Origin of the sequence: Paraburkholderia metrosideri (assembly GCF_904848625.1) — a bacterium.
Classification (GTDB): Bacteria; Pseudomonadota; Gammaproteobacteria; order Burkholderiales; family Burkholderiaceae; genus Paraburkholderia; species Paraburkholderia metrosideri.
In genome coordinates this window covers 1-14,650 of record NZ_CAJHCP010000013.1, presented here as the reverse complement: position 1 = coordinate 14,650, position 14,650 = coordinate 1, and the positions used below count along the sequence as shown (strand labels likewise).

The 14,650-nt window shown below is 57.6% G+C and carries 10 protein-coding genes and 1 pseudogene; 7 read left to right on the top strand and 4 right to left on the bottom strand.

All coding sequences use genetic code 11. The features are described 5' to 3' along the window. Positions 1-236: 236 nt before the first annotated feature. Entirely contained in the window at positions 237-1,853 is a 1,617-nt protein-coding gene (locus tag LMG28727_RS26080; RefSeq protein WP_201645190.1) for a glycoside hydrolase family 28 protein, read from the bottom strand. Between the two features lie 646 nt (positions 1,854-2,499). Here LMG28727_RS26080 and LMG28727_RS26075 point away from each other — a divergent pair. Together LMG28727_RS26075 and LMG28727_RS26070 are read left to right on the top strand one after the other, a co-directional pair. After that, on the top strand, positions 2,500-3,207 hold the full coding sequence (locus tag LMG28727_RS26075) for a lysophospholipid acyltransferase family protein (protein ID WP_201645189.1): 708 nt from the start codon (positions 2,500-2,502) through the stop codon (positions 3,205-3,207). A gap of 454 nt (positions 3,208-3,661) precedes the next feature. After that, positions 3,662-4,708, top strand: coding sequence for an AraC family transcriptional regulator (locus tag LMG28727_RS26070; protein ID WP_201645188.1), 1,047 nt, complete (start codon positions 3,662-3,664; stop codon positions 4,706-4,708). A gap of 46 nt (positions 4,709-4,754) precedes the next feature. Here the strand turns inward: LMG28727_RS26070 and LMG28727_RS26065 are convergent, their stop codons facing one another. Continuing rightward, positions 4,755-5,666: an SDR family NAD(P)-dependent oxidoreductase gene (locus LMG28727_RS26065; protein WP_201645187.1), complete on the bottom strand. Its 912-nt coding sequence runs from the start codon at positions 5,664-5,666 to the stop codon at positions 4,755-4,757. Positions 5,667-6,214: 548 nt separating this feature from the next. Between LMG28727_RS26065 and LMG28727_RS26060 the strand changes: the two genes are divergently transcribed. The 4 genes from LMG28727_RS26060 (at position 6,215) to LMG28727_RS26045 (ending at position 12,142) form a co-directional block, all read left to right on the top strand. Next, positions 6,215-7,810 carry a class I adenylate-forming enzyme family protein gene (locus tag LMG28727_RS26060; protein WP_236592355.1) on the top strand — a complete coding sequence of 532 codons (1,596 nt, stop codon included), beginning with the start codon at positions 6,215-6,217 and terminating at the stop codon, positions 7,808-7,810. 93 nt (positions 7,811-7,903) lie between these two features. Continuing rightward, positions 7,904-9,088, top strand: coding sequence for an acetyl-CoA C-acyltransferase (locus LMG28727_RS26055; protein ID WP_201645186.1), 1,185 nt, complete (start codon positions 7,904-7,906; stop codon positions 9,086-9,088). A gap of 114 nt (positions 9,089-9,202) precedes the next feature. Next, complete coding sequence (locus LMG28727_RS26050) at positions 9,203-10,546, top strand: MFS transporter (protein WP_407945869.1); 1,344 nt, start codon at positions 9,203-9,205, stop codon at positions 10,544-10,546. Between the two features lie 273 nt (positions 10,547-10,819). Continuing rightward, positions 10,820-12,142, top strand: coding sequence for an LLM class flavin-dependent oxidoreductase (locus LMG28727_RS26045; RefSeq protein WP_201645185.1), 1,323 nt, complete (start codon positions 10,820-10,822; stop codon positions 12,140-12,142). A 157-nt stretch (positions 12,143-12,299) separates the two neighbouring features. On the opposite strand, the gene LMG28727_RS26040 is transcribed toward LMG28727_RS26045, so the two are convergent. After that, the gene (locus LMG28727_RS26040; RefSeq protein WP_201645404.1) at positions 12,300-13,295 is read right to left on the bottom strand and encodes an aldo/keto reductase; all 996 of its coding nucleotides are present in this window, start codon (positions 13,293-13,295) and stop codon (positions 12,300-12,302) included. Positions 13,296-13,824: 529 nt separating this feature from the next. Then, positions 13,825-14,094, bottom strand: coding sequence for a hypothetical protein (locus LMG28727_RS26035; RefSeq protein ID WP_201645184.1), 270 nt, complete (start codon positions 14,092-14,094; stop codon positions 13,825-13,827). A 487-nt stretch (positions 14,095-14,581) separates the two neighbouring features. On the opposite strand from LMG28727_RS26035, the pseudogene LMG28727_RS34935 reads away from it, so the two are divergent. Beyond that, positions 14,582-14,650 (top strand): annotated as a pseudogene (locus tag LMG28727_RS34935) (IS6 family transposase); the annotation flags it as partial.

Below are 14,650 nucleotides of genomic sequence, written 5' to 3'. Positions count from 1 at the left end.
GAATTCGAACATTCAGTCCGCTTAAGGTAGGGCGGCGTTCGATGCAGGCGTGACCGTCCTGAATCGAACACCGATGAAATCGTCCGCCGAGGTTGGCGGTGCGGTTTGGTCTTTCCACGAACAACCAAGGCACACGAAGCCGGTGCCCCTGTATTCCGGCGGTAATTGCGTCATTCAACCGGTCGGTCACGACGCGCATCCAAGCCATCGCGACTGACCTACTCACTCACTACTAGTTACTGCCCCGGCAACCCCGTGACGTTACTGGTTGTCGTGGACGACAACGTCGGAACGATGTTCGCACCCGCGGCATTCTTGATGGTGCTGTTGGTGAACACCCAGTTCCCGGCATTCGCGATCGACCCGGGACCCACTGAGGTGCCCGCCGAATTGACGGCGGTGATATTCACGTTATTGAACGTGAAGTTCGTAAACCGGCCCTTCTCCGCTTCACCCGCAAGCGTATAGCCCGCCACACCGAAGACAGCAGACTCGACACGCTTCATCGTGATGTTCTCGAACTTGAAGTTCCGGAAGATCGGATATCCGGCATCGGCTGTAGCCGGCATCACGAGAATCGGCGGCCAGTACGAAGGCTCCTGGTATGTCGTCCCAAACGTGGCCGGAACCGTACCGCCCGCCGGCCACGCTTCGTTTGCTTGCATGAAGTAGTACGCGTCGTCGACGGTAATGTCGTGGATGTAGACATTTTCCATCGTGCCACCGCGCGTTGGTGCCGACTTGAATACGAACACGCTATAGACGGCCGGCCCCCCCGCCTTGTAACCGACGTTGCTGTTGATCTGTCCGGTGAGCGGCGTGACCTGGATGTTGGACACCTCGATATTGTTCGCGCCGCCGGACGTTTCGCTGCCAATCGTAAATGCCGTCGCGCCGGCCCGCACCACGGAATTGCGGATCACGACGTTCGCCGTCGGCTTGTTGACGCGAAGCCCGTCTCCATCACGTCCGGACTTGATGACGAAGCCATCATCGTTCGCAACGATATCCGCGTTTTCTACCAGAACATTCGTCGACGAGTCCAGATCGATGCCATCGGTACTCGGCATGATCCCGGTCGCTGCGCTCGGGAAGTTGTAGACCTTGACGCCGTCCAGATGCACCTGATCCGAATAGCAGATATGAACGGTCCAGAACGGCGAATTCTGAACAGTCACATCCTTGATGGTGACATTCGTCGAATTGAACGTTTCGATGCCGCGTGGCCGCTGCTCGTCCCAGTTGAGCGCCCATGTCACGCCGAGCGTCTTATGAAACGACGTGCCATCCGCGTAGTAGTGCGACCACCACGATTGCCCGTTGCCGTCGATGACGCCTTTGCCGGTGATGACCACGTTGTCGGCATTGCGAACATTGATGATCGCTGATGCCCAGTTCATCTCGATGCCTTGCACGCGGGTCGGCACTTGCGGGTACAGAGAGAGACCATCTGGAGAAAAGCCATTCGTGGCGCCGGACGCGATGGTCGTTTCGATGTTCCACCATGTCTGAGCCTGGATGGCCTTTAGCGTCACGCCTTCATCGACTTGCACGGTCGTATTCGAGCCGACGAACAATGCGCCGGTCATGAACGTGCCCTGCGGAAACACGACGGTCCCCTTCGCGGCACTCGCAGCATTGAGTGCTTTCTGAATAGCTGCCGTGTCGTCGGTTGTGCCGTCGCCCTTGGCGCCAAAGTCCTTGACGTTGAGTGACTGGCTGACGCCCGGATCGGAGGGCGTGACTGGCGGTGGTGTAGCCGGTGTTCCCGGATCGCTGCTCGACAGTCCATCCCCACCGCATCCCGCCAGAACCGTGCATGCAAGCGCGATCGCCAACAATCTTGTCTTCATGTCCCCTCCGATGTTTGTAAGTAAAAACTTGAAATATTGTTGGGGGACATTCTCTGTATTCATGCGATGTCAGACAATAGAGTTTACCCGTTACTAACAGCTTATTACGTTGTAAGTTTGAAAGTGAGAGGGAAGTTTCGGTGGGATTTCGAGGTAAAACCCATATTCTGGGCGATTTGGCTTCAATCTTGAGTAGCTGAAGGAGTGGGCTGCAGTGGCCAAGATGTTGATCTGGCAACACGATATGTTGTACGACATCGCATAAAATAGTGCGAACCAGACCGATGACGTTACTCGCTAAATCAGCATGTACAGGCGTCGCCCGGGAGCAGGCGCGGGCGCACATGTTTTCCAAACCAGGGGGTGCCCGGAATACCGTCAATAACGGCAAGTTGCCGAAACGAAATGAGCGCCTGGTACAAGTCTTAGATTCAACCGGTCGAGGCAAGACCCCTCAGTCACTAACATTCGCCCAGTTCAACGGTCGGAATGACTTCGCTGCGTACAAAATCACGTCGAGGGTGCGCACCATCGCTCTCCCGTGATCTGGCTGTCTTTAGTCTGCGGAGCGAACGCATCATCCAACACGTAGTCTTACCTATCCATCACGGAACGTTCTCCGCAAACTAATCTGAACCAGGCTCCAATGCGCTCGATCTTCAAATGGCTATTCATCTTTTACCTGCTAGGTAGCGGCACGCTGTATTCGATGGTCATACTGCTCCTGTTCCCTTTTGTTGGCAGGGCAGGGCGGTATTGGCTGGCAAAACAATGGTGCCGGGCACTGGTGGTTGTGATGCGTTACCTGCCGGGGGTGTCAGTCGCGATGGAAGGGCTTGAAAATATCCCTGAAGGGCCAGCGATACTGCTATGCCGTCACGAATCGACTTGGGAGACACTCACGTTTATGGCGCTCTTTCCGAGGCGCATCAGTTTCGTTTTCAAGGAAGAGCTTCTTCGTATTCCGTTCTTCGGATGGGTGCTTCGTGGGCTCGATATGGTTAGTCTGAACCGTGGGTCTGCCCGACAGGCTCATCAGGCCGTGACGCAGGAAAGCGCAGAAAGACTGGCCAAGGGCGATATCGTGGTCATCTTTCCGGAGGGGACCCGTGTGCCACATGACGCCCCCTTGAAGATGACATCGGGAGGCACCCGATTGGCTTGCGCTACTGGGGTGCCGGCGGTCCCTGTCGTTCTCAATGCGGGCAAGGTCTGGCCAGCAAAAGGCTGGCCCACTCGCCGTGGAGAAATTCGTGTGGTTATCGGTCCAGCATTCTTTCCTCAGGACTTGTCACAGCAGGAACTGAGTCGCGCAGTCCACGAGTGGATGAAAACAGAACTGCCGCGCCTTTAATAGCCGAATCGGATGGAATTTGAAGTCACGCACGGTTGATAGATGCGGGTTCTGTCAATCTGCATGGCGGCAACACGTGCGTGCATCAAGCGGGCGTCTCCGTCGGAAGAACTGTCGATTTGTTCAGCTTCTATCCTGCGACGCGGATGGGCCGACCCGACGCACATCTGGGACCTTCCGCTCCCCCTATTGCATAAGCGAAGCAACGTATTCAGGTGACTGGCGCTCGCGAGAGTAGCTGACGTCCCAGCACGAGTTGCGAGTCGCGGCGGACGCTACCGTCGGACGTCTGGCAGCGTGCCTGCTTCCGGAAGAACCCGGCAGTGGTGCGTCCGCGCGAATCCTTGTTCATACTTCGAGGCGCACCCAGCAACCCTCGTTGCGCGTCGCCAATAGCCGTGCGACGATGCGAGGTTGTGCGACTAAAAAAATCCGGCAAGGATCCGAGACTCCAATGCAACCGCGGCTACCTCATCCGTCAAGCCTCCATCTCACGCTGTCGTCCTGCTTTCTACGCGCGTTTTTCGACGAAACGGGAACCGACACAGAAAAGCAGATCCGCTTGCTGCAAAGGGTAGGTATCGGCGCCGAGACGCTCGCCGCCGATAACGGGCGAATCCCCGAGGATCAATTCGCGGCGTTATACCGGTTGATGGCAAGTGAAAGCCAGGACGAAATGGTGGGTCTGTTTTCCAGGCCGCTGCCAGGTGCCGCGATGAAATTCGGCGGCTATATCATGATCACCGCTTCAACGGTCGGCGTGGCGCTTTATCGGTACTCCCGTTTTCTGCACATGATTGCCGACGACATCGAAGTCGTTGTAGCTCGCGAAGACGGGGTGGCTTCAGTCACGTTGGTCGAACCGTCAGGGCCAAGACGGTGCCGGGAGATCGGACTTGAGTTGCTGTTGAAAGTCATTCATGGGGTCATGTCATGGCTGATTGGGCAGAACGTCCCGTTAATTTCCATTGACTTCGCATTCGCCGCGCCTTCATACGTTGATGATCTCGGCGCGTTGTTTCCTGGGCCCATCCACTTTGATCGGCCAGTTACGGCCATCACCTTCGACGCTGCGTTGCTGGACCTGAGCTTCAGGCGGACGGAACAGGATCTGAGGACATTCCTTTCGCGCCAGCCGAGTGAGTGGCTTTGTTCTCCATCAGCAAAGCAGCCTGTCACGCATCTCGTGCGAACCTGTCTGCTCGAGCGCGGCGTGGGATCGTTGGCGGCGGCTGAAATTGCCCAGGCGCTCAACATGTCACAGCGAACATTGAGCCGGCGGCTGGAAGGCGAACAAACTACGTTGAAGCACATTCAGGATACGCTGCGGCGAGATCTGGCGATTCATCGCCTGACCCAGACCCTCGACTCAATATCCGACATCGCGAACGACCTTGGATTTGGCGATATCGCGTCTTTTTACCGTGCGTTCCGCGCCTGGACGGGCGTGGCGCCAGGCGCTTACCGTCGCGACGGCGGCGCCTCTCCAGTTGATGCATGAGAGGCGAGCCGTGCCGAGACCGGTAGCGTGATATTTGCCGTTGCCCCTAGCGCGCAAAGGCGGCCATGGCTCTTTCAACCTCGTTTCTACCCTGAACGCTGCCGGCTTCAGGAACGATCGAGCGATCGCGATTCATAACACGTTCAAGCGCGCTCGCGAGCCGCTCTGGCGAGTCCGCGTCCGTGCCGATATGAACGCCCTCGGTCATGGTGATGTGCGCGGCCTCAAACGTACCTGCGCCCGCACAGAGAATGGTGCGTGTGGGTGCGCTCTCGTGAGTCAGAACCAGCATCGCCGGCACCACGGCCTCGGGCGAGAGCATTTCGGCCGCAGCCCCTTCCATTAAACCTTCCGTCATTCGTGTAAAAGCGGTGGGCGCAACAGAATTGACGTGAATATTGTATTTCTGGCCTTCGATGGCCAAGGTTTGCATGAGTCCGACGAGGGCCATTTTCGCGGCAGAATAATTAGACTGGCCGAAGTTGCCGTACAGGCCCGACGACGAGGTCGTCATCATGATCCGGCCGTAGCGCTGCTGTTGCATGATCTCCCACACGGCCTTGGCGCAATTGACGGAGCCCATGAGGTGCACGTCCATCACCAGACGAAAGTCGTCGAGGTCCATCTTGGCGAAGCTCCTGTCTCTCAGGATGCCCGCGTTATTGACGAGGACGTCGACTCTGCCCCACTTCTCCATGGTCTCGCGAACCATGCCCTGAACCGCGCCGAAGTCGGTTACCGATGCAGCGTTGGTGATGGCCTCGCCGCCTGCCTCCTGAATTTCAGCCACGACCTTTTCCGCAGCACTTGATGAGAGACCCAGTCCGTTCAGCGAGCCACCCAGATCGTTCACGACGACCTTCGCGCCCCGTGCGGCGAGCGCCAATGCGTAGTGACGTCCAAGACCGCCTCCTGCACCCGTAACGATGGCAACGCGTCCCTTGAAATCCAGGTTCATTCGATTCTCCTATCAACGACTGGGAAAGAGGCGAGGGCACTGCCCGATCAAGTGCGCCTCATTGGTTGAAATTAATGGGTGAGTGACGTGATTTCTGACGCGCATTATGCGAGGCCCCAACTTCGCTTGCAATCGAAAACTGGCTAACCAAATGAATTAGTTTTCTCATGGATAGGGAGTTTCCCTAAAGCATCATCGATTGGCGAGTTTCAATAATAAATGGCGAATTTCGCCAATGACGAGACGCGTGTTTTCGTCGATCCTTGCCGCATGCGGGGCGAGGAGATTGTGTTAGCCCTACAAGGTTTTGCCGGCGTACAAAGGCCTTCCCGCGATTGCATGAGTGAAACGTTGAAGGCGCATTTACACGTCTTTCTTTTCTACGGATGGCAATAGGGCGGAAGACGTGCGGTCGGCTTATTCTGCGTAGCGGCTAGTCATCGTGCCCGGTTCTATCTGAACAAAAAGCCGATATTAACGGCGTGTGTAATTTGAATCGCTGCCATTTTGAGCCGGTGACAGATGAGCAATCAACCGACCGTTGACGAATGCTGTCTTCTTCCTGGTTCGGCAGCGTTGAACTGGAGAGAGACATGACTTTAGCGGTGGCAGACGGACCCCTGAAAGACGCGGATATTTCCTTCTTCGAGGCCGCGCGGTCGACGCCTGACCGGGTGGCACTGTCTGACTCGACTCGCTCGACAACGTGGATCGAACTTGACCGTCGCGCCAATCGAATTGCAAGGAAGCTGATCGAGCACGGCGTCAGACCAAACGACAAGGTGGCGATTTTGTCGGCCAACTCCGTGGCGTATGTCGAGATCATGTTCGGCATTCTCCGCGCAGGCGCGTGCATCGTACCGCTTCCGACTCACACGTCATCCGCGACGTGGTCTGGGATGGTGAAAGACAGTGGTGCCCGGATGCTCTTCGCATCCGGGACTTACCTGACGGAATTGAAATCGAGAGCCGACTTCGGCCTGGCCGACTCGCACATCGTCCAGTTAGACGAGGCGACGTTGAACGAATTTGTTTCGGGGGCGCAAGAGACGCCGCCAGACGTCGTCAGTTCGCTCGATCATGGCTTTAACCTGATCTATTCATCAGGTACAACGGGTGTCCCCAAGGGGATTCTGCAAAGCAGAAGTTATCGGGCAAGCGAAGCCGCGGTAATGGCTCGCGGATATGGCTTGGGCACTGAGACTCGCACGCTTGTCTCAACGCCGCTTTGTTCCAATACGACGCTCTTTGTGCTTTTCGCCGTGATGTTCTCCGGTGGAAGTGCAAGGCTCATGGAGAAGTTCGATGCCGGCAAGTGGCTGGCGTTGGCGGAACAATGGCGGCCAACGGACGTCATTCTTGTGCCTGTTCAGTACACCCGCCTTCTGGCGCATCCTGATTTCGACCGGTTCGATCTGTCGTCGTTTCGCAATAAGTTCTGCACGAGTGCGCCGTTATCGGCTGCAACTAAAGCGGAGGTCCTCTCACGTTGGCCGGCAGGCGGCTTGACCGAGTTCTATGGGATGACGGAAGGCGGTGTCTCGTGCTATCTCAACGCACATGAGCATCCCGGCAAACTCGACACAGTGGGCTTGCCATTTCCCGATTGCGATCTTCGCGTCATCGATAACGACGGGCAGATACTCAAACAGGGCGACGTCGGCGAGATTATCGGCCGCAGTCCGAGGCTGATGAACGGCTATTACAACCTGGATGACGCGACGCGTGAGGCGAGTTGGTTCGACGAAACCGGCACGCGATTCCAGCGCAGTGGTGATATCGGTTGGGTCGACGACGCGGGTTTTGTGCATCTGCTGGACAGAAAGAAGGACGTGATCATTTCGGGCGGATTCAATGTGTACGCCGTCGACCTGGAAAACACGCTGATTCAACACCCCGATGTGCGGGAAGTGGCGGTGATCGCCGCGCCGAGCGAAAGCTGGGGCGAGACACCGGTGGCTTTTGCCGTGCTACGTGATAAAGCGTCCGCCGATATGGTTTGTCAATGGGCCAACCTGAGATTGGGGAAAGTGCAACGGCTCGCACGAGTGGTGGGAGTAGAAGAACTGCCGCGTAGCGATATTGGCAAAGTACTCAAAAGAAGTTTGCGAGAACAGCTTTTGCCTTTGGGAACGCTGCCGTGACGAACTAGCGAGAGCGATCCGGATACGGCGCTCGCATAGCAGCAAGCTAATTGACTTACCGCCTACTTAAATGAAATCGAAGGAAACGCTCCTATGAGAGAAGCTGTCATTGTCTCCACTGCCCGCACGCCTATTGGTCGCGCGTTCAAGGGTGCGTTCAACAATACGAAGTCGCCGACGCTGCTTGCCCATGCACTTAATCACGCGGTATCGCGTGCGGGAATTGAGGCTGCAGAAGTGGAAGACGTTGTCGTTGGGTGTGTACTTGCCGCAGGTACATCGGCGATGAATATCGCACGCAACGCGGTTTTTGCGGCGGGGTTGCCGTCGACCATAGCGGCTCAAACCATGGACCGCCAGTGTTCATCCGGTCTGATGGCGATTGCGACTGCGGCCAAGCAGGTGATTGTCGATGGGATGGATGTCACTATCGGTGGCGGCGTGGACAACATTTCCGCGGTTCAGAACGAGTACTTCGCGTGGTGCGCTCGCGAGCAGGACGCCAATGTCATCGAACACGTGCCGCACGCCTATATGCCAATGCTGCACACGGCGGAGTTTGTATCGAACAAGTATGCGATCAGTCGCGAAGCTTCTGATCGCTATGCGTTGCAGTCCCAGCAGCGTACTGCGGCAGCACAAGAGGCGGGTTACTACGACGCCGAAATTGCCCCTGCCACAACGACAATGACAATGTTCGACAAGCAGACTGGCGAAACCCGCAATAAGCAGGTAACGCTGACGCGAGACGAAGGCAATCGCCCGGACACTACCTACGAAGGACTGGCGAGCCTTAAGCCTGTGATCGAGAACGGCGTCGTAACGGCAGGCAACGCCAGCCAGTTGTCCGATGCCGCCTCTGCCTGCGTCGTCATGGAAAGTTCTCTCGCAGAGCGCAGAGGTCTCAATCCTCTCGGGATCTATCGCGGCATTGCGGTCGCAGGATGCGCTCCAGAGGAAATGGGCATTGGACCCATCTACGCAGTGCCGAAGCTTCTCGCCCGTCACGGCCTTAAGGTGAGCGACATCGGTTTGTGGGAACTGAACGAGGCATTTGCTTGCCAGGCGCTCTTTTGTCGCGACTACCTTGGAATCGATCCTGCCATCTACAACGTGAACGGCGGCAGCATCTCCATCGGCCATCCGTATGGAATGACCGGTTCGCGATTAGTCGGGCACGCGCTGATTGAGGGCAAGCGTCGCGGTGCGCGATACGTGGTTGTCACCATGTGCGTCGGCGGTGGCATGGGCGCGGCTGGACTCTTCGAGGTTGCTTGAGAAACAACTTACGCGAATCCGCGTGTGCCGGTGTTGCAGACGATGCCGATCGTCGAGGCGACAGGAACAGCGACAACCACAATAAGCACGATATCCACTTCCGGAGGAGACATCATGACACCATCAATGACTGACAGAGGCACTGATGCGCTGCACCGCATCGCGACGCGAAAAGCGATGCTGCGGCTCATTCCGCTCATGGGTCTGATCTATTTCATGTCATATCTGGATCGCACCAACGTCTCGCTCGCGAAGGCGCGGCTTGCCGTCGATCTGGGCATTAGTGCCGCCGCCTATGGCTTCGGTGCGGGCATTTTCTTTGTGGGCTATGCATTGCTCGAGGTGCCGAGCAACCTTGTGGCTCACCGTGTCGGACCGCGTCGCTGGATCGCGCGAATTGCAATCTCATGGGGCGCATTGTCGGCGGCGATGATGTTCGTTCAGGGAGAATATTCGTTCTACACGATTCGCGTACTGCTCGGGATCGCTGAAGCGGGCTTGTTTCCGGCGTTGATGTACATGATTACGTTGTGGTTTGCGCCAAAAGACCGCTCGATTGCAGTCGGCTGGATTTACACCGCACCGGCACTCGCGTTGTTCATCGGCAATCCTTTGGGCGGCGCAATCATGCAACTGGACGGCCTCGCCGGTTTGCATGGCTGGCAATGGCTCTTTCTACTCGAGGGTTTGCCGACCATCGTGGTCGGCGTGATCTTGTGGTTCAAGCTGCCGGAGAAGCCGTCCGACGCGCGCTGGCTATCGGTCGACGAAGCACGCGCGCTCGAAGCGCGCGCCGTGCCGGATTCTGCGCGCGCCAACCGGCTCTCGAATGACTGGGTGGCCGCGTTGAAACAGCCGGCTACTGTGCTGACCGGCCTGATCTATTTCCTGAATCAGGTGGCGTTTGTCGGCGTCGTGTTTTTCGTGCCGGCGATGATTCAGCAAATGCACGTGCAGTCGCCGTTCATGGTCGGGGTGTTGTCGAGCAGCGTAGGCGTGGGTGTACTGCTCGGGGTTCTTATTGTGCCGCGCATTCATCGTCGAGGGACGCATGATTGCCTGTATCTCGGCGTTCTGACCGGCGGCCTCGTCGTCAGCGCGATTCTGTTCATTCTCTACACCTGGCTGCCGGTGCGACTTGCCTTATTCGTCATTACGGCCTTCTTTGGCGGCGGCGTATTGCCCGTGTACTGGGCGATTTCGATGAAGCGTCTCCAGGGCATTCAGGCTGCCGCAGGACTGGCGTTCATTAACATGATTGGGCTAATCGGTGGATTCGTGGGTCCGTACCTGTTTGGGCTGGCGGAGAGCGCATCGGGAAAGAGCGCTTCGGGATTTTCCGTGGTGGTGATTGCGTCGATTCTGGGGCTTCTCCTCGTACCTCTACTTTCCCAGGCAATCCAGTCAGAGGGACGCGAGGTCAATCTGAACCAGCCGCTGGTGGATGCTGAACAATGAATCGGATGGGGCGCCGTACCGCTGCAGTGCTGAGTGATGTGCGGCGCCTATTCGGTCGGGCATCCTGGTGAGTAACTCACCCAGTCGGCTTGCGGCTATCGTCTCTGCAATCACGCGACCGTATCGAATCAATTTTTTTCGCATATCAATAGCAGCACCGGTTCTTAGTGACACCTGGCGCGGTACTCGGGCATCTGCGTTTGCGTGCAGGCAAGCAGCCGTGGCGAAGCGAGATTAAACTGGCGCGACCCTGTTTGCGATGGAGATCGGCACATGTCACGTCAGCTTCGCCTCGGCGCTTTCATGCGCCCCACGACGATTCATACCGGCGCGTGGCGCTATCCCGGTGCCTATCCGGATGCCAACTTCAATTTCGGGCATCTGAAGCGGTTTGCGCAGACGCTCGAACGAGGCCGCTTCGACGCGTTTTTCATGGCCGACCACCTCGCGGTGCTCAACATGCCGCTCGACGCGCTCAAGCACAGCCACACGGTCACCTCGTTCGAGCCGCTCACCTTGCTGCCCGCTCTCGCTGCGGTCACCGAGCGGCTGGGCCTTGTCGCTACCGCGTCTACAACGTTCGACGTGCCTTATCACGTCGCGAGACGGTTCGCGTCGCTCGACCATATCAGCGGCGGCCGCGCAGGTTGGAATCTTGTGACCACGTCGAACCCGGACGCCGCGCTCAATTTCGGTCTCGACGAGCATGTCGAACATGACGAGCGGTATCGGCGTGCGCGCGAATTTTTCGACGTGGTGACGGGGCTCTGGGACAGTTGGGCCGATGACGCATTTATCTCCGATGCGGCTAGCGGCACCTACTTTGATCCGCACAAGTTGCATGTGCTGAACTACAAAAGCGAGAACTTCTCGGTGCGTGGACCCTTGAATATTGCGCGGCCCATTCAGGGCTGGCCTGTAATCGTTCAGGCGGGTTCGTCGGAAGCGGGACGACAGATCGCGGCTGAAACTGCCGAGGTGGTCTTCACCGCGCAAAGCAATCTGGCCGACGGCAAGCGCTTCTATGCCGATGTGAAAGGCCGGATGGAGAAGCTCGGGCGCCAGCGCGACCACATGAAAATTCTGCCAGCTGCGTTCGTGGTGGTGGGCGACACGCTGGAGCAGGCTCGCGAAACGCGCGCTCGGCTCGACACGCTCGTGCACTACGAAAGCGGCGTTGCTTCGTTATCGATTGCGTTGGGGTACGACGTCTCCGGCCTGGATCCAGACGGACAATTGCCCGAGATTCCCGAAACCAACGCGAGTCGGACAGCACGGCAAAGGGTGGTCGATCTGGCGCAGCGCGATAGCCTGACGATCAGGCAACTGGCCCAGCGTATCGGTGGATATTCGGGGCTGGAGATGGTCGGCACGCCGGCGATGATCGCGGATCAGATGGAGCAATGGCTCGTGGAGGAGGGGTCGGACGGCTTCAACGTGATGTTTTCTCACCTGCCGGCTGGGCTGGACGATTTCGTCGATAAAGTCATTCCCGAGTTGCAGAAGCGGGGGCTGTTCCGGCGCGAATACGAAGGGGTGACGCTACGCGAGAACCTCGGTTTGCCACGACCGGAAAACCGCTTCTTTCCTGCGTGACATCGCGTATTCGCGAAGGCGATCGCATGTTCACATGCAATCGCTGCTTTCGTTGGCTTGCGTATGGTTGAAGAGTTGCTGGTCACTCGCGGCATTGACCAGGCTTTTAAAGCGTGGGAAAACCACGACTGGCAACTCAATGCTGGCTAGCCTCGCTTTACCAGCGCTGGTGGACCTGAGGCGCTATATGGCGCTCATAGACTTCACGGACACGTTGCATTGCGTCGTCGGACAGCGGCGCGAGGCCCGCAGCCGAGACATTAGACGCCGCCTGGGCCGCGTTTTTGCTGCCGGGGATGATGACTGAGACGGCATCCTCCATAAGAATCCAGCGAAGCGCCAGTTGCGCCATGGAAGCGTCCACGGGTACAAGGCCGCGCAGTTCGTCGACCGCTTTCAATGCGATGTCATACGGCACACCGGAGAACGTTTCGCCGACGTCGAACGCCTCGCCATGACGATTGAAAGCACGGTGGTCGTCTGACGCGAAAACCGAATCCGCGGTCATCTTGCCCGTCAGCATGCCGCTCGCCAGAGGTACTCGCGCAATGACTGCGACGTTTTTCTTTTGCGCCTGCTTGAAGAACAGATCGGCAGGGCGTTGACGGAACATGTTGTAGATAATCTGGACCGAAACCACGTTCGGATATTCGATCGCCTTCAGCGCTTCCTCGACTTTTTCGACTGACACACCGTAGAAGCGGATCTTGCCCGCTGCAACAAAGTCGTCCATCGCGTCGAACACCTCGGGATGGTAATAAACCTCCGTCGGCGGGCAATGCAATTGCACCAGGTCGAGCGTATCGACGCCGAGGTTCGACAGGCTCCGGTCGATGAAGCTCTCAAGCTCGCGCTTGTTTGTATAGCCACTGGTCACATGCGGGTCGAGTCGGCGCCCAAGCTTGGTAGCCACGATGGGACGCTCGCCGCCTCGTTCTCGCAACACGTCCCGGATGATCCGTTCCGAGCGGCCGTCGCCGTAGACGTCTGCCGTGTCAATGAAAGTAACACCGCTGTCCAGCGCGGCGTTGAGCGCAGCCTTGGCGTCCTCTTCGGCGACGCCACCCCACGAGCCGCCGATCGCCCATGCCCCAAAACCGATTTCCGACACATTCCAGCCGGTACGACCAAATTTTCTCTTCGAAAGCGTCATTTGAGTGCTCGTCCTGTGTTTTGCGAAGTTGAGTCGTTGGCACCTCACTGAGCCGCATTGCTTCAGTGGCGGCGGCCAATTATTCGTAGTGTAAAGGAGGCGCAGGCTGTAGACGGGGTCGATACGCGATATGGTCTCAGCCCGAGCATTTTCAGCAAGGACGTTGGCCAATACGAAGAGGCCGCCGGGGTCTGGGACGGTCGCTAAATGGCCGAGCTGTTTATTGATCTTGTCAAGAAAAGAACATAAAGGGCTACGTCAGCGATGTCATCCTCATGGTGTATGCGACGCACGACCGCTTCTGGTCCCGCCCCCCGTCGTCAGGATGTTGCCCGTGGTCCCCGCCACGAGGGAATTGGGGAGCGACAGCGGATGGATGCCTTGGATTGCCAACCGGGGGAGCCCGCGCGGCGCATAGCGACGAGGCCGGATTCTGCGGCGACTCGGACCGTTCTTCGGCCATAGCTGACGTTGGAGCGCGCCCCCGTTCTACGTCAGCTATGTGGCTTATCGCGACGCAGTCCCCACGCTAACTACCCTGATAAATATCGCACGACAGTCCCACCACGCACGGTTGCCCGTCTCGCGTTTTGCCGTAGCCATTTCGTCCGCCCGGTTGGGCTCCATAGTCCCACGTACTGTCGCCGTCCATCAGCATTGCCCGCTGCGATGGATTTATCGGCTGCTGACTGGATGAATGGCTAGCGACGTCTGACGGTTGCGTTTCCTGAGAGTCGGCAGAGCCGGCCGCAGTGAGCAGGAATAGCACGATGGTTACAACCGAGGGTTGCACTTTCATTTCTTCACCTTTTCGTCATCAATGGGTTGCATGCGTCGCGCGCCGTCAGATCATGGTTAGCTCCCTCCGAAAAAGACGTTGCATTGTGGATCTATGCGGCACGGTCTGGCATGGCTTGCACCGCTTTGTACCCGTGTGTCGGGCGTGCCGCCGTATGCTTCCATCCCCGCACTCGGATCAGAGGCTTGTGTTGCGGCGTTTTCTTGCGGGGCGGGTTGAGACGTTTGTGGTGCACCTTGCGAATGAGCAACACCAGCTACGACAAACAGCGCGACAGCGGGTGCGACCATCAGAGATGATGTCATGTTGGTTCCTTTATCTACGTTGAGTTTTCTATTCATGCGATTCGTTATTCGTTATTCACTATTCACTATTCGCGTTTCGCACGAGCCAAGGCCAGTTCAGCTCATCACGACGACTCACGCTCTGGGCGCACTCGTCGAATGGGCAATGTCAACTTGAAGACCGCGCTGGGTAGAATGGGGGGGTGAAGAAAAATCCCTCGCCGTATCACGGTTTCCGTTTTCCGGCCGCAGTTATCAGTTGCGCGGTGCGC

Bases quoted from the DNA above. Each gene is read 5' to 3' on its own strand.
- LMG28727_RS26065 (WP_201645187.1), bottom strand. From the start codon at position 5,666: ATGAACCTGGATTTCAAGGGACGCGTTGCCATCGTTACGGGTGCAGGA.
- LMG28727_RS26075 (WP_201645189.1), top strand. From the start codon at position 2,500: ATGCGCTCGATCTTCAAATGGCTATTCATCTTTTACCTGCTAGGTAGC.
- LMG28727_RS26055 (WP_201645186.1), top strand. From the start codon at position 7,904: ATGAGAGAAGCTGTCATTGTCTCCACTGCCCGCACGCCTATTGGTCGC.
- LMG28727_RS26050 (WP_407945869.1), top strand. From the start codon at position 9,203: ATGACACCATCAATGACTGACAGAGGCACTGATGCGCTGCACCGCATC.
- LMG28727_RS26040 (WP_201645404.1), bottom strand. From the start codon at position 13,295: ATGACGCTTTCGAAGAGAAAATTTGGTCGTACCGGCTGGAATGTGTCG.
- LMG28727_RS26045 (WP_201645185.1), top strand. From the start codon at position 10,820: ATGTCACGTCAGCTTCGCCTCGGCGCTTTCATGCGCCCCACGACGATT.
- LMG28727_RS26060 (WP_236592355.1), top strand. From the start codon at position 6,215: ATGCTGTCTTCTTCCTGGTTCGGCAGCGTTGAACTGGAGAGAGACATG.
- LMG28727_RS26080 (WP_201645190.1), bottom strand. From the start codon at position 1,853: ATGAAGACAAGATTGTTGGCGATCGCGCTTGCATGCACGGTTCTGGCG.
- LMG28727_RS26070 (WP_201645188.1), top strand. From the start codon at position 3,662: ATGCAACCGCGGCTACCTCATCCGTCAAGCCTCCATCTCACGCTGTCG.
- LMG28727_RS26035 (WP_201645184.1), bottom strand. From the start codon at position 14,094: ATGAAAGTGCAACCCTCGGTTGTAACCATCGTGCTATTCCTGCTCACT.